The following is a 26,062-nucleotide window of genomic DNA, read 5'->3' on the forward strand; positions in this document are numbered from 1 at the left end:
ATCCCGCAGGTTTCATAACCTCATCCGGCATGATCCTGCCGACGTCAATCTCATGCGGTCAGCGGTTGCCTTGTCACGTATAGAATTCAGGTGCATGCCGAAAACCGGGCCAGGCCTCGGGATCATGCCCAGTGACCACCATGGCACCGGTCTTGTCTGCCAGCGCATGCAGCTTCTGTACCGACCGGACGGTTTCGACAGTCGAAGCAAGAAAACCCGGTAGCGCCTGTTCATTCCAGTGATCGGTTGTGTAGGCCGCGTCCACGGCCAGCAGGATCGGGCCGCTATCAGGTAACTGCACCAGAAAGCTCGAGTGGCCCGGCGCATGACCGGAGGTATAAATGAACCGGATGGCACCATCACCGAAAACGTCATAGCCGTCTTCGTTTTCTTCCAGCAACTGCCACCTCAGGCCTGGCCGATCAAAATCGGCTCTGATATACCCCCCTTTCGCGAACCAGTCGGGCGCCATGGCATACTCGTATTCACGCCGACGCACGATGTGAGTGGCGTTCGGAAAGCGACCGGTCGCGCCGGTGTGATCCAGATGGAGATGGCTGTGCAATACGTAGCGCACCTCTTCCGGTGCAATCGACAGCGACTGCAGCGCAGTGACGCACCCCTCTTCCGGACGCATCACCGGTTGATAAACCGAGGTTATGGCGCCCCAGTAACCTTCAGGGTCGGACGCGCACTCCACGGCACAGCCGCCATCGATCACGACATTGCCCTGCGGGTGAGTAATCAGGTACCAGGGTACCGGGATCTCGTACGAGTCCAGACCAGCGTTCATTTTGATATTGCACAGGCGGCATTTGAGTGTACCCGTCTGAAGCATGTAAAGACGCATCCCCGACATGACCCCCTCCCGAATCCGAGAATTCCCTGTTGAATGATGCACTCACGCTATACCGCATCCCGGTATTGAAGGCATCACACCGGTGTTGCCTCGTAAAGCTGGACTTTGGTCGAGGTCGGATTCGATAACTTCTATCATGGAACAGGTGTATGGCAGGACGATGCAAGGATAGATCGTCCACCATCCATGTATTCACTACAGGAGAGGCGCATCATGTGGCGACGCCAGCAACTGACGCTCAAGGCCCGCAGCCGCGGTTTTCATCTGGTAACCGAGGAAATCATCAGCGGTCTTCCCGAGATGCAGGAAATCGATATCGGCTTGCTGCATGTGCAGCTGCTGCATACTTCAGCATCGCTGACACTCAATGAAAATGCAGATCCGGATGTGCGTCATGACATGGAAGCGTTCCTGAAAGATCGAGTGCCGGGCGATCTGCCCTACTTCCGTCATACCATGGAAGGCCCTGACGACATGCCGGCCCACATCAAGGCAAGCCTGCTGGGGACGCAGCTGACGCTGGCCGTTGAGAAGGGTCGACTGGCCACCGGAACCTGGCAGGGCATCTGGCTGGGGGAACATCGTGAGCATGGCGGAGCACGCCGGGTACTGGCGACACTGCAGGGTGAGTAAGACACCACTGGTCTCAAGAGCTACCAGCCCAGCGCCTGTTTGACGAACGGAATAGTCAGCTTGCGCTGAGCCGAGAGTGAAGCGCTATCCAATTGTGCCAGGGCATCGAAAAGACTGGTGAGCTGTCGCGGTGAGCGGTGCAGAATATAGCGGGCCACCTCATCGGGCAGCTCCATCCCTCGTATGCGAGCACGCAGCTTCAGTGCGTCCAGACGTCCGCTATCATCCAGTGGGCGCAGATGAAAGGTGGCCCCCCAGGTCAACCGGGATGCCAGATCGGGCAATCCGACTGACAACTGTCGTGGAGCGCTATCGGCAGCGACGATGAGTCGCGTATTGTTGTCCCTGAGCCGATTGAAGCAGTGAAACAACCCTTCCTCCCAGCGACGACGCCCCATCACGCTTTGCAGATCATCGATGGCGACCAGGTCAAGCGTTTCAAGATCCTCGAGCATATGTGGCGGAAAGTGGCCGAGATCGGCGAGTGGCAAATAAAGCGCACGTCGATCAAGATCGTCGGCAAGGTGACAGGCAGCCTGCAGCAGGTGAGTCCTACCCGACTGAGGCGCCCCCCAGAGATAGAGAAATGGCTCTCCAGAAGGCTCAAGCTGATGACGCAGCCGCTCGACCAGTGCCTGGTTGGCATCAGGAAGAAAACCAGCGAGGGTCGCATCATCTCGCAACCCCACACCAAGCGGTAATTGAGCAGGACCAGGCATCAGTTGGAAGAGTCGTCGGCATTCGGGTTGTCATAGAGCGCACTATCCAGATAGCGCGCCAGCAAGTGTCGTAACACTACCATGATGATGGCAGCAGCGGGCAATGCCAGCAGAATGCCCACAAATCCGAACAGTTGCCCACCCGCCATGACCGCGAAAATGACGGCTACGGGATGCAGGCCAATCTTGTCCCCCAGCAACAAGGGTTGCAACACCATGCCTTCAAGCAGATGCCCGATCAGAAAGACACCCGCCACACCGATCATCGGCCACATTGCCTGAAACTGGAAGAAGGTCACCAGTTCGGCTGTCAGAATGCCGGTAATCGCGCCCAGATAAGGCACGATACTGATCAACCCCGCCATCAGTCCGATCAGCAAACCGAAACGAACACCGAGCAATGACAGCCCAATGGCGTATACACCACCCAAGACCAGCATGACGATCAACTGACCGCGAAGAAAAGCCCCCAGCACTTCGTCGCACTCACGAGCCAGCCGTGTCACGGTGGGCTCGAAGGCGCGCGGCAGCAATTCGCGCAGTGCTCGTTTCATTCGATCCCAGTCCAGCAGCATGTAAAACGAGACCACCGGGATCAGCAGCAGATTGGCAATCCATATCGCCAGCGCCATGCCCGAGCGTGACAGCTGACCCAGTACCTGAGCGGCGACCGTGCTCGCCTCGCGCCAGTGCCCGAAGATTACCGCACGGATCTGCTCGAAATCGGTCGAAATATCATAATCGGTCCACTGCTCAATACGCGGAATGGCGTTACCTTGCAGCCAGTTGATCACCACGGGAATGATATCGATCAGTTGCAACAACTGTCGCCATACCAGCGGGATGACCACCAATGCCGTCAGCACGATCAACAGCAGCATGAAAATGAACACAACACTGACCGCCAACCGGCGCGATAATCCTCGGCGCTGAAGCCAGTCGGCCACCGGGTCCCCCAGATAAGCCAGCACCAGACTGATAAAGAACGGCATCAGAATGGGTTGTAGCGCGCTGAGCAACCAGAGCAGCGCGGCACCGATCAGTATGGCCCACCATTGCCGGGGCATGGCTTCTCCTGTTGCCGAAGGTGAAAGTCGAGCCGACAGCCTGTTGTTTGCCGACAGGAGGATCATGCCAGTGAAAAGCGCGAGGGGCGATGTTACAATCGCGCCCCTCTCCAGAGACCCCTGACCCCCGGCTTGAGCGCCCGTCACAGGAGCCCGACATGACCGCTTCCTCTTCCCGTGAATCGCTGTCCTACAAGGACGCAGGCGTCGATATCGATGCCGGTAATGCCCTCGTCGATCGCATCAAGGGTGTTGCCAAACGGACAGCCCGACCGGAAGTCATGGGCGGACTGGGTGGCTTCGGCGCACTCTGTCAGCTTCCGACCGGTTATCGCGAACCGGTACTGGTTTCCGGTACCGATGGTGTCGGCACCAAACTTCGTCTGGCCATGGATCTCGGTCGCCATGACACTATCGGCATCGATCTGGTCGCAATGTGCGTCAACGATCTGATTGTCTGTGGCGCCGAACCTTTGATGTTTCTGGATTATTATGCAACCGGCCAGCTGGATGTCGATATCGCCGCCAGTGTCGTCACCGGCATCGGCACAGGATGCGAACAGGCCGGTTGCGCGCTGGTGGGCGGTGAAACGGCCGAAATGCCCGGCATGTACGAAGGCTCGGATTACGATCTGGCCGGTTTCTGCGTAGGCGTGGTGGAAAAAAGTGAAATCCTTGATGGCAGCAGGGTTGGTGAAGGCGATGTTGTACTGGGGCTGGCCGCCAGCGGGCCGCATTCGAACGGCTATTCGCTGATTCGTCGTATCGTCGAGCGCAGTCAGGCCGATCTTGCCTCTCCTCTCCATGACAGCAGCGAACGCAGCCTGGGCGATGCCCTGATGGCTCCCACCCGCATCTATGTCCGTGCCCTGCTCTCGCTTCTGCGCGACAGCGATATTCCAGTGCACGCGCTGTCTCACATCACCGGTGGTGGTCTGCTGGAGAACATTCCCCGGGTATTGCCCGAACACGCCTGCGTCCATCTCGACACCCGAAGCTGGCAACGTCCAGCAGTCTTCGACTGGCTACAGCGAGAAGGCAATGTCGATGAGCATGAAATGCACCGCGTCTTCAACTGCGGCATCGGCATGATCGTGGTCGTCCCCGCCGCCGAAGCCGCGCGTGCTACTGAACACCTCTCTGCCCAGGGTGAAACCGTTTATCGACTTGGTCAGGTACGACCGCGTGGCGATCAACCCGAACAGGTACAGCTGGAGAATCTGCCGGCATGAGCGACACCCCCGAAAACAGTGATCACAGTCCGGAATATGCCGCTGAACAGGCCGAGCCACGTCGCATCGTGGTACTGATTTCAGGTAATGGCACCAATTTGCAGGCACTGATCGATGCCCAGGAAACCGAGGAACTGGGTGGAGAGATTGCTGCCGTCATTTCCAATCGTGGCGATGCCTACGGCCTGGTACGTGCCCGGGAAGCCGGCATCCCGGCCGTGGTGCTGCCTCATCACGAGTACGACTCACGCGAGCGCTATGACAGTGCCCTGATCAAGGTCATTGACCGTCATGCGCCCGATCTGATCGTGCTGGCCGGGTTCATGCGCATCCTGACACCACTACTTGTTCAGCGCTACCACGGTCGAATGGTGAATATCCATCCTTCGTTGCTGCCAGCCTATCGTGGACTGCATACCCATCAGCGCGCACTGGATGAAGGGGTCAGCGAGCATGGTGCCAGTGTGCACTTCGTGACCGAGGAGCTCGATGGCGGGCCTTTGATCGTACAGGCCGCTGTTCCGGTCATGCCGGGAGATACAGTCGAACAACTGGCCGAGCGCGTACAGACCCGCGAACATCTCATTTATCCCATGGTCATTCGCTGGTTCCTGGAGGGTCGATTGCAACTGGCAGACGATCGCCCACAACTCGACGGTCATCCTCTCCCCATGACAGGCCTGCGCCTTGCTGCAGAAGATGTCAGCGAGGAAGACCTGTAACCGCCTTCTACCGCTCTTCTTATGCCTGCTGTATGCAGACATCCCCCGGCCTGGCTCCTGAAAGCAACACTTGCGCCCCTGTCAGGCTCTGCCAGGCTGTTGATTGATCAGACTTTCGTCTATTGCGCTTGACTCATCGATCAACAGGGAAGCTGTCGATATGCAATACCGTCCACTTGGCAACTCCGGACTGCTGGTATCGGAAATCGTACTGGGCACCGTTCCCTTCGGCGGTAGCGGTGGTTTTGAAAAGGCGGCCAGCGTCGATGTTGAAGGCGCTCGGCGACAGATCGACATGGCACTCGATGCCGGCGTTAATCTGATCGACACTGCCGATCTCTACTCAATGGGTGAAGCCGAAGAAATTACCGGCAAGGCGCTGGGTGACAAGCGCAAGGACATCATCCTTGCCAGCAAGGCACGCAGCCCCATGGGGGATAACCCCAACCACAGCGGCTTCTCCCGCTATCATCTGATCGAAGCTTGCGAGGCCAGTCTCAAGCGGCTCGGCACCGACCATATCGACCTCTATCAGATGCATAACTGGGATGGTGTCACCCCCATCGAGGAGATGCTCTACGCCCTCGATCACCTGATTCAGAGCGGCAAGATTCGCTACTACGGCACCTCCAATTTCACCGGCTGGCAGATGATGAAAACCATTGGCCGTGCCGAGCTACACAATCTGGCTCGCCCCATCAGTCAGCAGATCTACTACACGCCCGAGTCGCGCGAGGCCGAATACGAGCTGATGCCGCTGGCTATCGATCAGAATCTCGGCACGCTGGTTTGGGGGCCCATGGGTGAAGGACTGTTCAACGGCAAGGTACGCCGTGGGCAAAAAGCGCCGGAGGGAACACGTCAGGGTAACAACTGGCCGGAGCCCTATATCCATGACATGGAGCGCGCCTATGACATCATCGAACTGTTTGCCGAAATCGCCGAGACACATAACACCTCGATCCCGCGCGCCTGTCTGGCATGGCTGAAGGATCGGCCCGGCGTCACCTCACTGATTATCGGCGCCCGCAACGAAGCACATCTACAGGATGATCTGGCGGCCGCTGAACTGTCGCTGAGTCAGCAGGAACTGGATCGCATCGAGGAAGCCACCCGCCCGGCGCCGCTCTATCCATACTGGCATCGGATCGTGGCCGGCATGGATCGCATCGACAAGGCCGAGCGACCTTTCATCGACAGTTTCCGCAAAACCATTGCCAACCGTAACGACTACCGATAACCGAGCAGCATGAAAAAAGCCCCTTGATGGGGCTTTTTTCATGGCTGGAAGAAGCGCCCGGCATCAGGTCCGCGGCAGGGTAACGCCACGCTGCCCCATATACTTGCCGCCACGATCCTTGTAGGAAACGTCACAGTCCTCATCGGACTCCAGAAACAACATCTGCGCAACACCCTCGTTGGCATAAATGCGGGCGGGCAGATTGGTAGTGTTGGAGAACTCCAGCGTCACATGCCCCTCCCATTCGGGTTCAAGCGGCGTGACATTGACGATGATCCCGCAGCGCGCATAGGTAGACTTGCCCAGACAGATGGTCAGTACATTCCGCGGAATACGGAAGTATTCCACGGTACGCGCCAGCGCAAAGGAATTCGGCGGGATGACACAGGCTTCACCCTTCACATCAACGAAGCTCTTGTCATCGAAGTGCTTGGGGTCAACGGTCGCCGAATGAATATTGGTGAACACCTTGAACTCATCCGAGCAGCGCACGTCATAGCCATAGCTCGAGGTCCCATAGGAGATCACTCGCTGATCGCCCACATGACGAACCTGATCGAATTCGAACGGTTCGATCATGCCATGTTCCTGCGCCATGCGGCGGATCCATTTATCAGCCTTGATACTCACGAGTGCGCTCCCTCGACATAGAGCGGAAATGTACACAGGCGTGTCATGTCGCTGCCAGGCAGCCCATGACACACACAAACGGGCCGGTATGATACCGGCCCGTGACGAGTTTTCCAAAGCGTGTCAGCGGCAACAGCATGCTACTCGCCAAAGCTGATCGAAGGCCCGCCCTGTGCCCCCTTTGCCGCCAATTGCTCATCAATCCGCGAGGCCATGCGCCGAAAGGTCATGGCCACATCACCCTCAGGCTCGGCGACTACAGTAGGTCGACCACCATCAACCTGCTCACGGATCGATAACGCCAGAGGGAGCTGCCCCAGCATTTCGGTATCATACTGGGCAGCAATCTTCTCACCGCCACCCTCACCAAAAATATGCTCGGTATGACCGCAATTCGAGCAGGTGTGCAAACTCATGTTCTCGACCACGCCAAGCACCGGTACATTGACCTTGCGGAACATCTCGATACCCTTGCGCGCATCCAGCAGGGCAATGTCCTGCGGCGTGGTCACGATCACCGACCCGGTCACCGGCACCTTCTGCGATAGCGTCAGCTGGATATCCCCGGTTCCCGGCGGCATATCGATGAACAGATAATCCAGTTCGCCCCACTCGGTCTGGGTCAACAACTGCTGAAAGGCGCCGGAGACCATCGGCCCCCGCCAAACCATGGCGGTTTCGATATCCACCAGCATCGCCATCGACATCGCCTTCAGACCATGTGCCTCGACCGGTCGCATGGTTTGATCGTCTACCATGCTCGGCCGCGTGCCCGGGGCAATACCCAGCATCTGTGCCTGACTGGGACCATAAATATCGGCATCCAGCAGGCCGACCCGATGACCTTCGGCCGCCATGGCCAGTGCCAGATTGACCGTAACGGTCGACTTGCCGACGCCTCCCTTGCCGGAAGCGACGGCCACCACATGCTTCACACTCTCGAGCACGGGATTCTCCACGAAACGAAATGCATTTGCATCAGTATAAACCGTCGGCGCCAACTCTCACCAAACGGATTGCCTTTGAATCACTCAGTGATCGACCCGGCCTCGCAGAGCCTTGCGCTGACCACGCTGCTTCTTGTGCTCGAGTCGCCGACGCTTCGCGGATCGACTGGGCCCGGTTGGCTTGCGAGGTTTGGCGGTATATATCACGCGCTTGATCAGCTGTTTCAGACGATGGCGCGCCTCCTCACGATTCTGCTGCTGGGTACGATACTGTTGAGCTCGAATGACAACCACACCCTCTTGGGTAATACGGTCATCATTGAGCGCCAGCAGTTTCTCCCTGATGCCCTCGGGCAGACTGGAGGCATGAATATCGAAACGCAGATGAATGGCAGAGGCGACCTTGTTGACGTTCTGACCACCCGCTCCCTGAGACCGCATTGCGTGCATGATGATCTCGTGATCGGGAATGACAATGTTCCGGGATACTTGTAGCGCCATTAACCCCTCCTGCCAGGCAGGGACGACAGTTGTCGTCACCGATACTCAATCGAGCCCCAGCACCTCCCAGGCGCGAAGCTTGGCATTGATGAAATCGTTATGCTCGACATGCAAAAGCTCCGCCAGCTTGCGTACCCGTGCTTCCTCCAATGGGTCCAGCTCGCCATCGGCATAGGCCAGCTGCCACATGCGCTGCACCAGGGCAATCTTGCGCTGATAGTCGTAGCGATCATTGATCAGTCGCACAAACTGATAATGATCCACGCTCTCTTCGACTTCCTGCTGCGCCAGCTGTACCAGCTCGCTGACATCAGCGTCATCGAGTGAAAAGCGTCGCTGCAGCATTTGTGTCAGTGCCGTTTGTTCACTGTCATCGATTTTGCCATCGGCACGGACGATTTCGCATAACAGTGCAGCCGTGGCCAACTCCAGCGTCAGTTCAGCATCGTTGGCCGCTTCGGGCTGACTCACCATGCGATCAAAGAAATTCTGTATGGTATCGAGCATTGCTCTCTCCTGCGCTCGGCAAAACAAACACATCACGTTACAGGAATATTCGACCCCTTTCAGACGTCAGGTTCCGCCTGACATTGCCTCATCCGGTGCCGGCAGGCGGTTAACGTCAGAACAACCCCATCTGCTGATCGATCAGCGCCTCGAAATCATCACCCACGAACGGCAGGATCGCCTCAGCCACCGGTTGTAACTGACGTGTCAGATAGTGCTGGTAATCGATGGGCAAGCGACGATTCTCCAGCGGCTCCGGGCCGGCAACCGTGATCACATAGCTGATCCAGCCGCCGCTTTGGTACTGTCGTGGTCGCCCACACTGAGCATGGTATTCATCCGCCAGCCGCGCCGCGCGGACATGCGGAGGAACGTTACGCTGATAGGCATCAAGCCGGCGCCGCAACCGTTTTCGATACACCAGTTGCTCATCGAGCTCGCCAGCCAGCAGACTTGCCACCTGCTCCCGCACAAAGCTCTGATACGGCTCACCTCGAAAGATGCGCCAGTAGAGCTCCTGCTGAAAGCGCTTTGCCAGCGGTGACCAATCGGCACGTACGGCTTCCAGACCCCGAAACAGCAGCCGCTCGCTGCCATCGACCTGTGTGATCAGACCGGCATAGCGCTTTTTGCTACCCGCTTCGGCCCCGCGAATGGTCGGCATCAGAAAGCGGCGAAAATGCGTTTCGAACTGCAACTCAAGTGCACTGGTCAGATTCATTGTGCGAGCCAGATGCTTACGCCACCACTGGTTGACGTGTGTGACCAGCGCCTGCCCGATGTGTGTTGCTTCCTCTTCCGTATGGGCTTTTCCCAGCGCTACAAATGTAGAATCCGTATCCCCGTAGATAACGGTATAACCCTTCGCTTCGATCAACTCGCGGGTTTGATGCATGATCTCGTGACCCCGCAGGGTAATCGAAGAGGCCAATCGGGGATCGAAGAATCGACAACCCCTGGCGCCAAGCACACCATAAAAGGCATTCATGATGATCTTGAGGGCCTGAGCCAGCGGCGCATTACCATCGCGCCTGGCAGCCTCGCGCCCTTGCCAGACCTGCGCTGTCAGCGCGGGCAAGGCATGCTGGGTGCGTGAGAAACGAGCGCCGAGAAATCCTGCTACCGGATGGGCATCTTCCGATTCCTGCAGCCCAATGATCAGGCCAACCGGGTCAATCAGAAAGGTCCGGATGATCGAGGGATAGAGACTCTTGAAATCCAGTACCAGCACCGAATCATATAGTCCTGGTTGCGAATCCATCACGAAACCGCCGGGACTGTGAGCTTCAGGTAGCTTTTCCCGGTCTGCGGGCAGACTCGGGGCCACATACCCCAGTCGATGCAGGCGCGGAAGGTAAAGATGAGAGAATGCCGCCACGGAACCGCCATTGCGATCGGCTGGCAGTCCGGTCACGCTCGCCCGTTCGAGTAGAAATTGCATCAGCCGGGTGTGCGCAAGGATCCGCGCAACCAGCTCACAGTCCTTCAGGTTGTAGCGAGCCAATGCCGGCTTGTTCTCGGCGAACATGCGATTGATCTCCTCCATGCGTTGCCATGGATGATCGATCGCCTTGCCCTCGCCCAATAGCTTCTGTGCTACATGCTCCAGGCTGAATGATTCAAAGTTCCAGGTCGCCGAACGCAGTGCTTCGATGCCATCGATGAGCAGCCGTCCGGGCGCAGAGGCCCGGAAATGCGCAGGGGGACCGCCACTGCCATACCCTTCCATCGGTGCCCCGCCACGTCCCAGACGCAACGGTACGCCAAATTGATCGGCATGCTTCTGTAACAGCCGCAGATCGAACTGCACCACGTTCCAGCCGATGATGGCGTCCGGATCATGCCGTGCCAACCAGTCGTTGAGCCGTTCGATCAATGCCCGGCGCGTCTCACAGTAGATCAGCTCGAAATCCCGATGACGCTCCGCCTCACCTTCCTGACCATTCGGTGGCCCCAGCATATAAACCGTGCGCTGGCCACACCCTTCAAGCGCAATCGAATAAAGCTCACCGTGCGCGCTGGTTTCAATATCCAGAGAACAAAGTCTGAGCGTCGGTCTGTAATCCGGCGCCGGCTTCAGCTGTGCCTCGATCAGTCGCTCATCACTGACCTTTTGACCAGTAAAGGATACCGGCGCCGTAATGAAACGCTCCATCAGATAACGTTCCGGTGGACGCACATCAGCTTCCAGTACTGTCATGCCCGCCTGCTTCAAACGGCGCTCAAGCTGTATCAGCTGGCGGTAATGACGACAATAGAGACCCAGCACCGGTTGAGAGTGAAAATCACGCAATTCAAGCGCACGCCATTCAACCCCCGGCTCATCCTGCAGCAGCTGCTCTACCCGGGCACGATACACTGCCGGAATGAATCCTACCGAAGTCTGCAGTGGCAGTATGATCTGGCGCGGGCCATGATCGGTCGCCAGCCAGAAGGACACTTCGGTGCCTTCAGCGGTATCATGCCAGTGGCGGGTAAGAACAAAGCCCTGCTGCTCCAAGCACAACTCTCCTGTTCGTCACAACCATTATTGTTGAAGGGTGCCTCGGCCAACCGGCAACCAGAGAGCAGCTTGCGCAGTGCCGCGCGTGCAATCCATCAGGTAAGCCATACTCTTGATTGTCACCCGCCCCCCGGGATGTCCATGGATGCAGCCATGGGCCATGCGGGCTACAATCGGCGTTTTCATCCTGATGATGTCCGTTCTCCGTTTTTCGATCCAGCCACCGAGACGCCATGCCCACTACCAACGCCAAGCGCCAGATTCTGGTCACCAGCGCCCTGCCCTATGCCAATGGTTCGATCCATCTCGGTCACCTACTGGAGTACATCCAGACCGACATCTGGGTGCGTTTCCAGAAAAGCCGCGGCCATGAGTGCTATTACGTGTGTGCTGATGATACCCATGGCACGCCGGTAATGTTGCGCGCAGAGCAGGAAGGGGTCACGCCAGAGCAATTGATCGAGCGTGTCTCGCAGGAGCACCAGGCGGATTTTGCTCGTTTCGGCATCGATTTCGACAATTATTACTCGACCCATTCGCCGGAAAACCGAGAGCACAGCGAACGCATTTATACCGCGCTGCGAGAGGCAGGCTATATCGCTACCCGGGATATCGAACAGATGTTCGACCCGGTCAAGGGCATGTTCCTCGCCGATCGTTTTGTCAAGGGCACCTGTCCGAAGTGCGGTACCGATGACCAGTATGGCGATAACTGCGAGGCATGCGGTGCCACTTACACGCCAGCCGAGCTGATCAGGCCGGTGTCGGCCATCTCCGGCGCCACTCCGGAGGTTCGCAGCTCCACACACTATTTCTTCCGACTCCCGGCCTTTGCAGATTTCCTGAAAACCTGGATTCGTGATGGGCATGTCCAGTCGCAGATCGTCAACAAGCTGCAGGAGTGGTTCGAGGCCGGGCTGAACGAATGGGATATCTCTCGCGATGCCCCATACTTCGGTTTCGAAATCCCCGATGCCCCCGGCAAGTATTTCTATGTCTGGCTGGATGCCCCGATCGGCTACCTCGCCAGCTTCCAGAATCTCTGCGAGCGCGAAGGGATCAATTTCGACGACTATTGGAAAAAGGACAGCGAGGCCGAGGTCTATCACTTCATAGGCAAGGATATTGTCTACTTCCATGCCCTGTTCTGGCCGGCCATGCTCGAAGGCGCAGGCCTGCGCACGCCGAGTGGTATCAACTGCCACGGTTTCGTGACAGTGAATGGGGCCAAGATGTCGAAATCCCGCGGGACCTTCATCAAGGCCGAGACCTTCGCCGAGCATCTCAATCCGGAGTATCTGCGCTACTACTTCGCCGCCAAACTGACTCCGGGCGTGGACGACCTCGATCTCAACCTCGAGGATTTCACCAATCGAGTCAACGCCGATCTGGTAGGAAAAGTGGTCAATATCGCCAGTCGTTGCGCCGGCTTCGTGAAAAAACAGGGCGGTACGCTTTCAGCCCAGTGTAGCCAGGCCGACCGGCTGCAGCGCTTCATCGATGAAGGCGACGCCATCGCCGAGGATTTCGAGGCCCGCGAGTTCAACCATGCAGTACGACGCATCATGGCGCTGGCAGATGAAGCCAATACCTATATTGCCGACGCCGAGCCCTGGGTATTGGCCAAGCAGGAAGGCCGCGATCAGGAGGTGCTGGATATCTGCTCGGCAGGCATCAACATGTTCCGTCAGTTGATGGTCTATCTGGCCCCCATTCTGCCGCAAACTGCCGAAGCTGCTCGACAGTTCCTCAGAGTCGACACCCTCGACTGGGAGAGTCGACGCACGCTATTGCTCGATCACCCCATCGAGAAGTTCAAGCCGCTGATGACCCGAGTCGATGCCGAGCGCATCGAACAGATGATGGCGGCCTCAAGGGAAGATCTGGTCGCGGAGCAGAAACTCAAGGCCGGCAGCCAGCTGGGTAATGAGGATCAGCCAGGAACCGGCAACGAAGCGGCAGCAGAAGATGTCGAAATCTCACCCATTGCTCCCGAAATCGGCTTCGACGACTTCAGCAAACTCGACCTTCGCATTGCCCGTATCACTCGAGCGGAGTATGTCGAAGGCGCCGACAAGCTGCTCAGACTGACGCTGGATCTTGGCAACGAAACACGTACCGTGTTTTCCGGTATTCGCAGTCAGTACTCACCCGAGGCACTGGAAGACCGGCTGACGGTCATGATTGCCAACCTGGCACCGCGAAAAATGCGCTTTGGTATCTCCGAAGGGATGGTCCTGGCTGCCGGAGACGACAATGGCATCTATCTGCTGAGCCCCGATGCCGGCGCCTTCCCCGGCATGCGCGTCAGCTGAATCAGCGGTGGCGCCGGGCAATCCGGCGTCACTATCCCTCCCTTGGCTGCTGTAATATTTTTTCCCACGTGCCGATAAGACTGCAGTCGCGCAGTTTTCTTTTCGATGGTTCCCTGAGCCCATTAAAGAGCCTATCGGCATGCATTCATTGAGAACCCGTTTTCTGATTTCCATCGGTCTGGTGACCTGCCTGGCACTGCTGGTATTGATATTGATTGCCCGCTGGCTGGTCTATCCAAACCTGATCGAAAGAGAAAACGAGTATGCCGAACAGGAGCTGACCAGGGTCCGGAGTGCTATTCAGAGCGATCTCGATAATCTCGGTGGCATCACTCGGGACTGGGCCAACTGGGACGCCAGCTACGACTTTGTACTGGGACGTCGCCCTGACTACGCAGCAGAGAATTTCAGTCAGGATATGTTCGAGGACACCAGACAGCTGATGATGGTGTACCTGGATTTACAGGGAAAACCAATCTGGGTGGCCGGTTATGATCCGGTTACGGCGTCCTATAGTAGCTGCCGCACTCCGACTGGAGAGTGCGCCTGGACAGCGAAAGTGGTTCGTGTCATCCGGGCGCATGTCAGGCAGCAGCATACCGATCTCGCTCAATGGCTATTGAGTACGCCCTCTCCCATGATGGCAGCCACCAGCTCGATTCTGCCGACCGATCCCGATGCCGCCCCCACCGTGGGCTGGCTAACCATCGTCAGCCGTCTGAATGATGACTGGCTCAAGTCGATTCGTCAGCAGACCGGCGTCAATATAGCGCTGGACGCCGTTGTGCAACCCTCTTTCGTGCAGTTACCGCAATTGATACGACTGGATCGTGATCGGCTGATGATCAATCATCCGCTTCCGGCTGACCCTGCTGGCACCATGCTCGATCTGCAGGCCGTGCTTCCCCGCCGTGATTTTGCAGCCAACTGGCGGACCTTTCATTTTGCTACATCCTGGACGGCAGTCCTGCTGATCATGGTAATAACAGTCGTACTCGCGTTGCTTGAGCGTATGGTCATTATACCCACCCGCAAGCTGGCCCGATTTACACGAGAGCGTCGACAGCAGCCCTCACCCGAGAGCAGGCTCCCCGCTTCCCTGCTGGCCCGACGGGACGAAATCGGCAGTCTGGCCCGGGAATTTCAGTGTCTGCTGCTACATCAGCAGGCGCAGACGGAGAGTCTGGAACAACTCTCCAGACGGGATCACCTGACCGGCCTCTATAATTGCCGTTATCTTGACCAGTATCTTGCCTCTGAGCAGCCATCTTCCGGCCCGAATCGCACGCCCCTGGGGCTGATTGTCATCGACATCGATTTTTTCAAGGCCTATAACGACTACTATGGTCATCCTGAAGGTGATCGTTGTCTAAGACAGGTGGCTCACGCCATGGAGGCCTGCCTCGCAGAGGGGGAAATCATTGCCCGCAGCGGCGGGGAAGAATTCACCGTAGTCATGCCAAACAGTTCAGAGAACAGCGTGATGGCTCGTGCCGAACAGCTCAGGCTGGCTGTGGCTCGGCTTGAGTTACGACATGAACGCTCGGCTATTGCTGGAACTGTTACTATCAGTCTCGGTTTCGCCGTACAGGATCCCGAGTCACCATGCCTACCAGGCGAACTTGTCCGAGAGGCAGACAAGACGCTCTATCAGGCCAAACTGGCAGGCCGCAACCGTGTTCATTACCGTGACGAATTCAGGATACTCGACACCCACTCATGAGGGCACGGGCTAACACCGAAGACTCGATGCACTGAAGCGTTGTACGTATAATTCATGATTGTTTCCGATTCGAACCGGAGTCGAAAGAACTGGATCCTTCCGCTGCATACAGCATTTCCATGAGCGAGCTCCCCACTATTACCGTTGAAGAGATCGACCGCCAACTGCCTCAGACCCAGTGTGGCAAGTGCGGCCACCCCGGTTGTTGGCCTTATGCACAAGCCATCGCGGCAGGTGAAGCCATCAACAAGTGCCCGCCCGGGGGCGAATCCACGGTCAAGGCGCTGGCCGAGCTGCTGGATCGCCCGGAAGTTCCGCTGGAGCAGAGTGCAGAACGCCCCAAACTGGCTGTTATTCGTGAAGATGAGTGCATTGGCTGCGTCAAATGTCTGCGCGCCTGCCCGGTAGATGCCATCGTGGGTGCCGCCAAACGGATGCATACCGTGATCGAACATGAGTGCACCGGTTGCGAACTCTGCATCGACCCGTGTCCGGTGGACTGTATTGATATCGTCCCCCATCCCGGGTGGGAACAGGCCGAAGACGAGCACGAGCAACAAGCCTGGCTGGAGCATCGGGCAGCACTGGGCCGAAAACGCTTTCACGCGCGCAACGAGCGTCTTGAACGCAAGCAGGCCGACCGTGAGGCGCGTCGGCGAGAGCGCATGAGTCGCCGTAGTGAGCGTTCGCCCACCGAGTCCGTCGCCAAGCCATCGGAACGCCCGATCACCACCAGTGCCTCCGCGCGTCCGGTACGCGATCAACGAAGTACGAGAGCCGCCCGTGCTGCCGCCCGGGCAGCGGTACGTCGTCTGGAGCAACGTCTCGAAAGAACTCGACAGCAGGATCAGGAAACCGCCTCGATCGAAGCCGAACTGTCACGTGCCCGACAACGACTGGCAGATATCGATGCCCAGCATGAAGCCGAGCCTCGTCAGTCCGCCTCATCGGAGGCAGCGGCAGACACTGGAAGCGATGCGGCTACGCTCAATCGCCTGCGTATGGCGATTTCCGCGGCCGATCAGGCACGTCAGCGTGCCCGCCGTCAGCTCAGTCATGCCGAACGACGGGGTAGTGATGCCGATCGCGAGGAAGCCCGGGCGACTCTCGAGGAAGCCGAGGACATGCATCAACGGGCAGTGGCCTCCCTTGATCAGGCATTGACGCTCGATAGTTGACCCGTTCCCTACAGAGATTGACCGACTGCCAATGAACAATGACAAGCGCTACCGCATCTTCGAACGTCTGCGCGAAGCCAATCCCGAACCGACCACTGAACTGAACTGGCAAACGCCCTTCGAACTATTGGTAGCAGTCGCCCTCTCCGCCCAATCCACTGATGTCGGCGTCAACAAGGCAACGGCCCGACTGTTTGCCGAGGCCAATACGCCCGAAGCCATTCTGGCGCTGGGTCTGGAAGGAGTGAAATCGCATATCAGGACACTGGGCCTTTACAACAACAAGTCCAAACACCTGATCGCCATGTGTGAACAGCTGGTAGAAAAACATGAAGGAGAAGTGCCTCGTGAGCGTAAGGCGCTTGAGGCCCTGCCCGGTGTGGGTCGCAAGACGGCCAATGTGATCCTGAACACCGCTTTCGGCGAGCCCACCATTGCCGTGGATACTCATATCTTTCGGGTCGCCAACCGCACTCGACTCGCACCAGGAAAAAACGTCAGCGAAGTCGAACAGAAGTTGATGAAAGTCGTACCGAAGGTGTTCAGGCGTGATGCCCATCACTGGCTGATTCTGCATGGGCGTTACACTTGCCTGGCTCGCAAGCCCCGCTGCGGCAGCTGTGTCATCGAGGATCTGTGCGAATACCCCGATAAGGTCGAAATCGAATGACAGTCAACGCCCTGCTGCAAGAACCGAAGCCATGGTCAGCCACCTGACGCCGTCATCACATCATCCCTGATCGGCGATGCTGGTCGGCAACGCTACACTCGCCTGGGCCGGTCGGGTCTCTCTGCTGACCCGATCGAAAGCGATGTTGCGCAGCGATAATACCCGTCTGGCACCGAGATAATGCTGCCGCCAATAGCTATTGTTCAGCGAGCTGACATGAATACGCTCACCGGTACGTGGCGCCTGAATGAAACGCCCCTTGCCCAGATAGACCCCGACATGGTCGGCCACCGCGGGGCCACTGTGGATGCGGAAAAAAACCAGATCTCCCCGTTGAAGCTTATGACGGGTGACGTGTTCGGCAGCGGAAAAATGATACATCCCGTTGGCCGTGCGTGGCAGATCGATGGCCAGCAGCTGCTGATAGGCAAAATAGACCAGACCGCTGCAATCAAACCCTGTACTGGGTGACTCGCCGCCCCATTGATAGGGCACGCCAACCTGCGCCATCAACGTCTGAATCGCCCGATGGCGTATCTGCTGATAACGCTGCAGAAAACTCAGGCTGACACGCTCGCGTGCCGCTACCAGGTGATACAGCGAATGGGGTGATCCGGAAGACGGGGGGTGCCTGAAGGAGTGAGTGTCCCGTGCCTCGACCGGCAGACACCAGGACAGTGTCGCAATCAGACACAGCAGAATGGTAACGCACCGCATATTCAAATCTATCGCAGAATCATGATGGGCTGATGCGGTGATGGCCGCCCTCCGAGGCAAGGCAAGGGTCTGAATCCATTCGAACCGACAATGATATGTTGTTGATCTCATGATCATTGACGGCTTGCACAATGCGATCACCGCTGCATGGCAGCGATAACCTTGCCACGTTTCAGCATGGAAAAAAACAGCGAGGCATGTTCTGACCACTGCCGAGAACAGAGGGAGGCCAGGCATGACGTCACACAATTTTGCAGGTTAAACTCATCGCCCCTCATCAGGGCATCGATTCACCCCTGGATGGAACCACTCTCTGCTCAAATTGCCGAAATGCCTTGCTGACCCATGTTTCATTACAACAGCGATGTCCGGTTTCGAAGAGCGATTCAGTGTACAAGATGAACAATTGGCATGAACGGCGCCGCTTCCTGCGCCAGACAGTCTCCATTCGTACAGGCGCTATTGTGGCTCTATGGCTGTGCGCTCTTTTTTCCCTTGCTGCATCGGCCGGAGAACTCAATAGCGCACAACTCGACAGGCGAAACGGCCAGAATCGACTGATCCTGGATACCTCTGCTCCGGTCGATCCCGATTCATTCGTACTCGATCATCCCGCTCGAATCGTCATCGATCTGCCGAATACGCGCCCTGGTGATACGCCGTCGCTCGATGCCATCCAATCCGATGCCATCAAGGACATTCGTCACGGCATTCGTCATGGTCATGACCTTCGCCTTGTGCTGGATATGACCCGATCATTTACCGAGGATGATATTCAGCTTGAGAGTGCCAGTAACGGACGGCGCGTCATCCTGACCCTGGGAAAACCACAGGCCTCTGCCCACTCTGAAACCCATCAGAGTACTGCCACGCCTCCTGACGATCTACGCGATATCGTGATTGCAATCGATCCCGGGCATGGTGGGAAGGACTCGGGTGCCATCGCCCCCGATGGCACCATGGAAAAGAATCTGGTGTTACCGATTGCCCGTTATGTCGCCCGGGATATCGACAGGCAGGATGGATTCAGGGCCTTTCTGACCCGGGATAACGATACCTTTGTCAGCCTGCGAGGTCGGGTACGCGAGGCGCGCAAGCATAATGCCGATTTCTTTATCTCCATTCATGCCAATACGGTCGACTCCTCCAATCCACGCGGCACCATGGTCTTCGCTCTATCTCGGCATGGGGCCACTTCGACCATGGCCAGCTGGATGGCGCGCAAGGAGAATCACGCTTCCATGCTCGGCAATGGCGGCTCGCTCGATCTCGAAGGTCGTAGCGCCCTGATGCGCCGTACCCTGCTCGATCTCAGCCTTGAAGCCAAGGTCAACGATTCACTGGAAGCTGGCGAGGACATGATCAGTGCCATCAGGAAGGTCAATCCGGTCTACAAATCGGATGTCGAGCAGGCCAATTTCGCCGTCCTGCGCTCTCCGGATATTCCATCGCTACTGGTCGAAACCGACTTCCTGTCCAATGCGCACGGATTGGCACGTCTTGAGTCGTCGTCTTTTCGTCGCAAGCTGGCTGATGCCATAGCCCATGGCATCGAGGCTCATTTTCGCAAGACGCCCCCCATGGGCAGTCTGCTGGCGTGGCGTCGGGAGCATCCCGACCCCATTGCCGAAGCTGCTGCCCGGCGCGGGAAAGATGACTACAAGGTGCAAAGTGGCGATACGCTCTCGGGCATTGCCCATCAATATGGCGTCAGCCTGCAGGCATTGCGACGCGTCAATCACCTGGCCCAGGGGAGTGTACTCAGGGTAGGAGAATCATTGACCATCCCCAGCGCATGACCGCTGCCGCTCATGCCCGAGTCAATAGTGCATCACGATAAGCGGGCAGTAATTCATCCCAGTGCCATGGTGAAATATCCGGCGGAATCGGACGGCAGGTCGGCACTGTCAGCCATTGAGTGAGCTGCTCGGTTAGCGCTTTTATTGAACCATCGTAGCGATATTGGGGAGCGTAACACTCCGGAAAGCAGAGGCGATCAGGCACCAGCGGCAGGCAACCATGTTGTACCGCTTCCATGACAGCCAACCCCTGGAACTCATGGAGCGCAGTCGAGACTACAATACCGCCTTCACTCAACTGGCGCAGATACTCGGGTCGTGACTGACTGCCCCAGCAGACAATGAATGAGGCGAACTCCTCGCGCGCCTGCTCGAACACGGCAGGTGAGCGACGAAACTGCTGACCCATGATAACCAGCTCGAAATCGATACCCTCTGCCGCCAGCGCTCGGCAGGCAGTAAAGAAATCTTCCGGATTCTTGTCATACTCCCAGCGGTGATTCCAGATCAGGCGAGCCGGCCGAGTCTCCGCCGGCCTGGCTGCCGCGCCTTCCAGGGGCACCGGCAATATGGCGCTGTCACCTGCCATTCGATCAAGTGCATCGGGCGAAAGTCGATCAGGCATGCGGGCAAGAAAACCTCTGGCGCCCGAGAGAAAACTGTCACGATTCCATGCACTGTTGAACAGCACCTGATCAGCCGCCAGGGCACTATAGAGATTGACCATCAGTGGCTCGGGACGAAAGGTTTGGTCCGAACCGATGGGATAAGCGAACTGATTCTCATGAAAATAGACCACCCGATACGCCCGACCGAGGTGCGGATACAGCCCGATCAGCGTCGCCAGATCCACCATGGAAGTTGCAACCACCAGGTCAAAATGGCGGCTGAGCGTTTCGTGTGAGTAAGCCGACCACAGTAACGGGTTGGCACGCATGCGCCACTGAAAGTGACGCGGCGCCAGCTCCAGAAGCGTCCAGTCGATTTCCGATAGATGTTCGATCAGGCTACGCGCCCAATAGCGGTGACTGGCCGCCGCATAAGCCGATAACAACAATGCTTTCATGGACAAAAGTAGCAGACGTTAATGGTCATTCAGCGCTGTTCGAAAACCCGCTCACCGTGATCGTCAATATAGCGCTCGGCCTTGAGTCGGATGAGCTCGATGCAGCCATCGCGATCAGGCACCGTATCGGAGCGCTCAAAGCGCTGCTCCTGCACCTGCCCGTCGGCATCGACCCGCTGGATGCGCCCACTGACCCGATACTGCCCGCTGACTTTCTGCGGCTCCGGAATGATATGGTAGCCGCGATACTCCACGCTTTCGGCCGCTTCGCTTTCACTGCCATTATCCGGTGCCGGGCGGCTACCGGACATCAGCCCCGATAACAAACGTTTCAACATGATCGATCTCCTGATAATAAAATCCGGCGACTCCCACTCGGGCGAGTCGCCGGATATCAATTACATCGAGCAGGATGACGAGACGTCAGTCATTCGACCGACCGCGGCTGGCGGCAATCCGCAAACGCAGGGCATTGAGTCGAATGAAACCTTCCGCATCCTTTTGATCGTAGGCACCGGCATCATCCTCGAACGTGGCGATCGATGCATCAAACAGTGAGTCTTCCGACTGGCGGCCCACCACGATGACATTGCCCTTGTACAGTTTGAGACGCACCACCCCGTTGACGACTATCTGGGACTGATCGATAGCCGCCTGGAGCATGCGTCGCTCGGGGCTCCACCAGTAGCCGTTGTAAACCAGCTCGGCATAGCGCGGCATCAGCTCATCCTTGAGATGCGCTGACTCGCGATCCAGCGTGATCGATTCGATGGCTCGATGGGCACGCAACAGAATGGTGCCACCGGGCGTTTCATAACAGCCACGCGATTTCATGCCGACATAGCGATTTTCCACGATATCCAGACGCCCGATACCGTTTTCTCCCCCCACCCGATTCAGGTACGAGAGAATGTCATGCGCTTGCATCGATTGACCATCGATGGCCACGACATCACCGTTTTCAAAACTCAGATCAAGATAGGTCGCCTGATCGGGGGCCGCTTCCGGACTGACGCTCCAGCGCCACATCTCTTCTTCGGATTCCGTCCAGGGATCTTCCAGCACGCCACCCTCGTAGGAAATATGCAGCAGGTTGGCATCCATGGAGTACGGTGATTTCTTTTTATTCTGCGCAAAATCGACCGGAATCTCGTGCTGTTCGCAATATGCCATCAGCTTTTCACGCGATGTCAGGTCCCATTCACGCCACGGTGCAATCACTTTTACACCCGGTTTGAGCGCATAGGCGCCCAGTTCGAAACGCACCTGATCGTTCCCTTTGCCGGTCGCACCATGCGCGATGGCATCGGCGCCGGTTTCATTGGCGATTTCGACCAGTCGGCGAGCGATCAGAGGTCGGGCGATCGAGGTCCCCAACAGGTACTCGCCCTCATAGACCGTATTGGCACGAAACATCGGAAAGACATAGTCGCGAACAAAGGTCTCGCGCAGATCCTCGATGTAGATTTCCTTCACTCCCAGCGCCTGCGCCTTGGCACGGGCCGGCTCGACTTCTTCTCCCTGGCCGAGGTCGGCCGTGAAGGTCACCACCTCGCAGCCGTAGGTTTCCTGCAACCATTTGACGATTACCGAGGTGTCCAGCCCACCCGAGTAGGCGAGCACGACCTTCCTGACATCCGACATGCCTGGCTCCTTGCTGACGAGTGATAAAGGGCGCATGAAAACGCCTGACAGATGATTATATCGTCGCACCTTCGGCACGAACACCGGTGGTGGGGACGCTACCTGTCTGCAACTGCTACACTATTGGCACCCTGCCGTCCAGGCACCATTTCCTCACGAACGATAAGGCGCAACGTGACGGCCAACCCTATCATTGTAGCTGCATGCAAACATCGTCGGCACTTGCCACCTGGCGTCGCGAGCCCTGCGCAAGCGAGTGCCGGATCGCCTCAGGACAACAGGAGTACGCATTCATGAGCGACCCTGCTGCCCAGCTGATGTCACGCCGCTTTCGCGGCTTTATGCCCGTGGTCATTGATATCGAGACTGGCGGATTCAACGCCGAAACCGATGCCCTGCTGGAAATAGCAGCCGTTACCCTGACCATGGATGAGCAGGGGCAGATGATGCCTCTGGAAACTCATGCCTTTCATGTTCGCCCCTTCGAGGGCGCCAATATCGAGCCTTCGGCGCTGGAATTTACCGGCATCCGGCTTGATAGTGCGCTGCGGGAAGAGGCTGCTCTGGATGAGGCCAGCGCTCTGAGCGAGATTTTCAAACCGATCCGCAAGGCCGTTAAATCCACCCAGTGCAATCGTGCCATTCTGGTGGGTCACAACGCAGCCTTCGATCACGGTTTTCTTAACGCCGCTGTACGTCGCAACAATATTCGCCGCAATCCTTTCCATCCCTTTTCAAGCTTTGATACTGCCACGCTCTCGGGGCTGGTATACGGTCAAACGGTGCTGGCCCGTGCCTGTCGGGCTGCCGGCATCGAGTTTGACAATCAGGCCGCTCATTCAGCGCGTTACGATACCGAACGCACTGCCGAACTGTTCTGTGCCATCGTCAATCGCTTTCGCGACCTGGGAGGCTGGGATCTGGCACTGCGTGAACAGAGCATGGATGAATAGACAACGGCTGCTGAACCGGCAGAAAAAACGCCCCGCCATCAGGCGGGGCGTTTTCAATCCATTCGCAACCGAAAAGGTCAGCGTCCTTTTCAGGCACTTCCCTCTTCGGATTCCGATTCGGCACTTGCTGCCGCATTTTTAACCATCGGCTGCAGCTCGCCGTTCTGATACATCTCGACGATGATGTCACATCCTCCTACCAGCTCGCCGTTGATCCACAGCTGAGGAAAGGTCGGCCAGTTGGCATGCTTGGGGAGTTCGGCACGAATGTCCGGATTGTCCAGGATATTGACGAAGGCAAAACGCTCACCGCAACCCATCAGGGCCTGTACCGCCTGCGCAGAGAAGCCGCACTGAGGCAGCTGGGGCGTGCCTTTCATATAGAGCAGAATGCTGTTTTCCGCGATCTGCTGTTTGATGGTATCGATGGTCTCACTCATGAATATAATCCTCGCAACGTCTGGCTCGGCTTACGGATAGCCGGATGCATGGGGTCGTCACATGGTGATGATTGTACGCGTCAGAGTCGGTGCATTACAGCCCCGGGCATTGTTGCGCCGGTCAGGAGCGGCGGATACGATGACATGACATCGTCATGCCCCTTGTGATCGGCCATCGGCCTCGAGCCTGCCCGGCAGATCAAGGCAGGGGCAACTGTTTGCCATGATTCCGGGCGCCGCAGCTCTCACTCAGCCGTGGCGCTCTTTTCATTCATACCGGCCGCCTGACAGCCGGAAATGCCAATCATCACCCTGATGTATGGGACAGGAGCAGAGGCCCATGGCGCCACGCCATTTTCTGACACTGCTGGATCTGAGCACCGAGGAACTGGAATATCTGATTGCCCGGTCCATCACCATGAAGCAACGCCTGAAAGACAACGGGCCGGAATATGCCCCGTTGAAGCGTCGAACCATGGCGATGATTTTCGAGAAATCCTCGACCCGCACTCGGGTATCGTTCGAAACCGGTATGGCGCAGCTCGGCGGTCATGCCCTGTTCCTCTCATCCAGAGATACCCAACTGGGCCGCGGCGAGCCGATCGGTGATACCGCGCGCGTGCTATCAGAGATGGTCGATCTGGTCATGATTCGCACTTTCTCTCATGCCGGGCTGGACACCTTTGCCCAGACCAGCAGCATTCCCGTCATCAATGCCCTGAGTGATGACTATCACCCCTGTCAGCTGCTGGCCGACATCCAGACCTGGACCGAATGCCATGGCCCGGTGGCCGGCAAGACGGCTGTCTGGGTGGGCGACGGCAACAACATGTGCAATTCCTGGATCAATGCTGCTCGGCGCTTTGATTTCAATTTGCGCATCGCCTGTCCCGAGGGTTACGACCCCGATCCGGCGCTGCTTGAAGCCGCCGGCGACTGCGTGACCATCGTGCGCGACCCGATGGCCGCCGCGGCAGGTGCCGACCTTGTCACCACCGATGTCTGGGCTTCGATGGGCCAGGAAAGCGAGCAGGCCTCTCGAGAAGCTGCCTTCCATGGCTTTCAGGTCACCGAGGCCATGCTCGATGCTGCCAGCAGCGAGGTTATCTTTCTGCACTGTCTGCCTGCTCACCGAGGCGAAGAGATCAGCGAAACCCTGCTCGATGATCCACGCGCCGTGGTCTGGCAGGAAGCAGGCAACCGCCTGCACGCCCAGAAGGCCCTGATCGAGTTCCTGCTACTGGGCCGTATCGACGACTGAATGCCCTCTGCTTGCTGCCATCGTTCAAGCGCTGACGGCAGCAAGCGGGCACCAGACGTCATTCGAATCTTATTGCCCGACGTCGTCATTGGCGTTCTTGTCAGGCAACCCCCCAGCCTCTGATGGATCAAGGTCAGCGCGCATGGCCGTAAAGCCGTTCTGGTCACCCCCGAACCCCTGACAGAGGCTGCGTACCCTATCCTCGGGAATGCCCGTATCCATTGCGAGCTGACGATATTCATAGACCTGCAGCGGCTCGGTCTGTCTGCTCAGTAATCGGTTGATGTGATTTTCGAGACGGGTAGACACGGCGTTATCGTGGCTGATCTGACGCAGCTTTCGCTTGTCTCTGCCCCTGTAGCTCGACCCCGGCACATGAACGGGATATCTGACCATGGGCTCCCCTCCTCTTTCGAAAGCGATCCCTTATCCTGTCAATGAAGCTATCAGAGAGCCCGAGTGGACGCGATAACCTGCTGAAGGTCACTATTCCTGTCGAACATAAACATAAAAAAGCCGTTCGGTACATTTTTACCGAACGGCTTTTATCAATTCTGGTGGAGCCTAGCGGGATCGAACCGCTGACCTCAACACTGCCAGTGTTGCGCTCTCCCAGCTGAGCTAAGGCCCCGTTGACGGTTGCAAATACTACGTCTCCACTCCGGCCCTGTCAATGCCACAACATACGTTTCATGTTGCAATGTCAGCCACGCGAGTACAAATGGTCTGATAAAAT

General features: G+C 57.5%; 25 protein-coding genes and 1 tRNA gene. 11 read left to right on the forward strand and 15 right to left on the reverse strand.

Annotated features, from left to right (window positions below; translation table 11 throughout):
• Window positions 1-73 precede the first annotated feature (73 nt).
• Window positions 74-859: an AttM family quorum-quenching N-acyl homoserine lactonase gene (attM, locus tag FY550_RS09085; protein WP_070977619.1), complete on the reverse strand. Its 786-nt coding sequence runs from the start codon at window positions 857-859 to the stop codon at window positions 74-76.
• A 213-nt stretch (window positions 860-1,072) separates the two neighbouring features.
• Here attM and FY550_RS09090 point away from each other — a divergent pair, with 213 nt between their 5' ends.
• Window positions 1,073-1,492, forward strand: coding sequence for a secondary thiamine-phosphate synthase enzyme YjbQ (locus tag FY550_RS09090; RefSeq protein ID WP_070977620.1), 420 nt, complete (start codon window positions 1,073-1,075; stop codon window positions 1,490-1,492).
• A gap of 20 nt (window positions 1,493-1,512) precedes the next feature.
• Here FY550_RS09090 and hda read toward each other — a convergent pair whose 3' ends face one another.
• Both hda and FY550_RS09100 read right to left on the reverse strand, forming a co-directional pair.
• Entirely contained in the window at window positions 1,513-2,211 is a 699-nt protein-coding gene (hda, locus tag FY550_RS09095) for a DnaA regulatory inactivator Hda (protein WP_070977621.1), read from the reverse strand.
• Window positions 2,211-3,278 (reverse strand): AI-2E family transporter, encoded by a 1,068-nt coding sequence (locus FY550_RS09100; RefSeq protein ID WP_070977622.1) that lies wholly within the window; start codon window positions 3,276-3,278, stop codon window positions 2,211-2,213. Before FY550_RS09100 ends, hda begins: the two co-directional genes overlap by 1 nt.
• Window positions 3,279-3,436: 158 nt before the next feature.
• Here FY550_RS09100 and purM point away from each other — a divergent pair, with 158 nt between their 5' ends.
• The 3 genes from purM (at window position 3,437) to FY550_RS09115 (ending at window position 6,472) form a co-directional block, all read left to right on the forward strand.
• Window positions 3,437-4,510, forward strand: a complete 1,074-nt coding sequence (gene purM, locus FY550_RS09105) for a phosphoribosylformylglycinamidine cyclo-ligase (RefSeq protein WP_070977623.1) — start codon at window positions 3,437-3,439, stop codon at window positions 4,508-4,510.
• Entirely contained in the window at window positions 4,507-5,232 is a 726-nt protein-coding gene (gene purN / locus FY550_RS09110; protein WP_070977624.1) for a phosphoribosylglycinamide formyltransferase, read from the forward strand. The genes purM and purN overlap by 4 nt, the downstream gene beginning before the upstream one ends.
• A 160-nt stretch (window positions 5,233-5,392) precedes the next feature.
• Window positions 5,393-6,472, forward strand: a complete 1,080-nt coding sequence (locus FY550_RS09115) for an aldo/keto reductase (RefSeq protein WP_070977625.1) — start codon at window positions 5,393-5,395, stop codon at window positions 6,470-6,472.
• Between the two features lie 63 nt (window positions 6,473-6,535).
• On the opposite strand, the gene dcd is transcribed toward FY550_RS09115, so the two are convergent.
• From dcd to FY550_RS09140, 5 genes are all read right to left on the reverse strand, one after another.
• Window positions 6,536-7,102, reverse strand: coding sequence for a dCTP deaminase (gene dcd, locus FY550_RS09120; RefSeq protein WP_070977626.1), 567 nt, complete (start codon window positions 7,100-7,102; stop codon window positions 6,536-6,538).
• A gap of 140 nt (window positions 7,103-7,242) precedes the next feature.
• Window positions 7,243-8,061: an iron-sulfur cluster carrier protein ApbC gene (gene apbC / locus FY550_RS09125; protein WP_084388058.1), complete on the reverse strand. Its 819-nt coding sequence runs from the start codon at window positions 8,059-8,061 to the stop codon at window positions 7,243-7,245.
• A gap of 72 nt (window positions 8,062-8,133) precedes the next feature.
• Window positions 8,134-8,550 carry an alternative ribosome rescue aminoacyl-tRNA hydrolase ArfB gene (gene arfB, locus FY550_RS09130; protein ID WP_070977627.1) on the reverse strand — a complete coding sequence of 139 codons (417 nt, stop codon included), beginning with the start codon at window positions 8,548-8,550 and terminating at the stop codon, window positions 8,134-8,136.
• A gap of 45 nt (window positions 8,551-8,595) precedes the next feature.
• Window positions 8,596-9,057: a tellurite resistance TerB family protein gene (locus FY550_RS09135; RefSeq protein ID WP_070977628.1), complete on the reverse strand. Its 462-nt coding sequence runs from the start codon at window positions 9,055-9,057 to the stop codon at window positions 8,596-8,598.
• 115 nt (window positions 9,058-9,172) lie between these two features.
• Complete coding sequence (locus tag FY550_RS09140; RefSeq protein WP_149054491.1) at window positions 9,173-11,557, reverse strand: DNA polymerase II; 2,385 nt, start codon at window positions 11,555-11,557, stop codon at window positions 9,173-9,175.
• Between the two features lie 236 nt (window positions 11,558-11,793).
• On the opposite strand from FY550_RS09140, the gene metG reads away from it, so the two are divergent.
• From metG to nth, 4 genes are all read left to right on the forward strand, one after another.
• On the forward strand, window positions 11,794-13,875 hold the full coding sequence (gene metG, locus FY550_RS09145; RefSeq protein ID WP_070977629.1) for a methionine--tRNA ligase: 2,082 nt from the start codon (window positions 11,794-11,796) through the stop codon (window positions 13,873-13,875).
• A gap of 139 nt (window positions 13,876-14,014) precedes the next feature.
• Window positions 14,015-15,598, forward strand: a complete 1,584-nt coding sequence (locus FY550_RS09150; RefSeq protein WP_070977630.1) for a sensor domain-containing diguanylate cyclase — start codon at window positions 14,015-14,017, stop codon at window positions 15,596-15,598.
• 119 nt (window positions 15,599-15,717) lie between these two features.
• A complete protein-coding gene (locus FY550_RS09155) occupies window positions 15,718-16,776 on the forward strand; it encodes an RnfABCDGE type electron transport complex subunit B (RefSeq protein WP_070977631.1) in 1,059 nt (352 codons plus the stop codon).
• A gap of 31 nt (window positions 16,777-16,807) precedes the next feature.
• Window positions 16,808-17,446 carry an endonuclease III gene (nth, locus tag FY550_RS09160; RefSeq protein WP_070977632.1) on the forward strand — a complete coding sequence of 213 codons (639 nt, stop codon included), beginning with the start codon at window positions 16,808-16,810 and terminating at the stop codon, window positions 17,444-17,446.
• A gap of 60 nt (window positions 17,447-17,506) precedes the next feature.
• On the opposite strand, the gene FY550_RS09165 is transcribed toward nth, so the two are convergent.
• Window positions 17,507-18,163, reverse strand: coding sequence for a C40 family peptidase (locus tag FY550_RS09165; RefSeq protein WP_070977633.1), 657 nt, complete (start codon window positions 18,161-18,163; stop codon window positions 17,507-17,509).
• Window positions 18,164-18,561: 398 nt separating this feature from the next.
• Here FY550_RS09165 and FY550_RS09170 point away from each other — a divergent pair, with 398 nt between their 5' ends.
• Window positions 18,562-19,962: an N-acetylmuramoyl-L-alanine amidase gene (locus FY550_RS09170; protein WP_233350317.1), complete on the forward strand. Its 1,401-nt coding sequence runs from the start codon at window positions 18,562-18,564 to the stop codon at window positions 19,960-19,962.
• Between the two features lie 10 nt (window positions 19,963-19,972).
• Here the strand turns inward: FY550_RS09170 and FY550_RS09175 are convergent, their stop codons facing one another.
• The 3 genes from FY550_RS09175 to FY550_RS09185 form a co-directional block, all read right to left on the reverse strand.
• The gene (locus FY550_RS09175; protein ID WP_070977634.1) at window positions 19,973-21,028 is read right to left on the reverse strand and encodes a tRNA-queuosine alpha-mannosyltransferase domain-containing protein; all 1,056 of its coding nucleotides are present in this window, start codon (window positions 21,026-21,028) and stop codon (window positions 19,973-19,975) included.
• A gap of 29 nt (window positions 21,029-21,057) precedes the next feature.
• Window positions 21,058-21,366 (reverse strand): HlyU family transcriptional regulator, encoded by a 309-nt coding sequence (locus FY550_RS09180; RefSeq protein WP_070977635.1) that lies wholly within the window; start codon window positions 21,364-21,366, stop codon window positions 21,058-21,060.
• An 85-nt stretch (window positions 21,367-21,451) separates the two neighbouring features.
• A complete protein-coding gene (locus FY550_RS09185) occupies window positions 21,452-22,672 on the reverse strand; it encodes an argininosuccinate synthase (protein ID WP_070977636.1) in 1,221 nt (406 codons plus the stop codon).
• A 293-nt stretch (window positions 22,673-22,965) separates the two neighbouring features.
• Here FY550_RS09185 and rnt point away from each other — a divergent pair, with 293 nt between their 5' ends.
• Complete coding sequence (gene rnt / locus FY550_RS09190) at window positions 22,966-23,625, forward strand: ribonuclease T (RefSeq protein WP_070977637.1); 660 nt, start codon at window positions 22,966-22,968, stop codon at window positions 23,623-23,625.
• Between the two features lie 89 nt (window positions 23,626-23,714).
• On the opposite strand, the gene grxD is transcribed toward rnt, so the two are convergent.
• Entirely contained in the window at window positions 23,715-24,065 is a 351-nt protein-coding gene (grxD, locus tag FY550_RS09195; protein ID WP_070977638.1) for a Grx4 family monothiol glutaredoxin, read from the reverse strand.
• Between the two features lie 340 nt (window positions 24,066-24,405).
• Here grxD and argF point away from each other — a divergent pair, with 340 nt between their 5' ends.
• Window positions 24,406-25,326: an ornithine carbamoyltransferase gene (argF, locus tag FY550_RS09200; RefSeq protein ID WP_070977639.1), complete on the forward strand. Its 921-nt coding sequence runs from the start codon at window positions 24,406-24,408 to the stop codon at window positions 25,324-25,326.
• A 69-nt stretch (window positions 25,327-25,395) separates the two neighbouring features.
• Here the strand turns inward: argF and FY550_RS09205 are convergent, their stop codons facing one another.
• Both FY550_RS09205 and FY550_RS09210 read right to left on the reverse strand, forming a co-directional pair.
• A complete protein-coding gene (locus FY550_RS09205) occupies window positions 25,396-25,722 on the reverse strand; it encodes a hypothetical protein (protein WP_070977640.1) in 327 nt (108 codons plus the stop codon).
• Between the two features lie 159 nt (window positions 25,723-25,881).
• Window positions 25,882-25,957: transfer RNA gene (locus FY550_RS09210), tRNA-Ala, on the reverse strand.
• Between the last annotated feature and the right edge of the window lie 105 nt (window positions 25,958-26,062).

This window comes from Kushneria phosphatilytica, from assembly GCF_008247605.1.
Taxonomy (GTDB): Bacteria; Pseudomonadota; Gammaproteobacteria; order Pseudomonadales; family Halomonadaceae; genus Kushneria; species Kushneria phosphatilytica.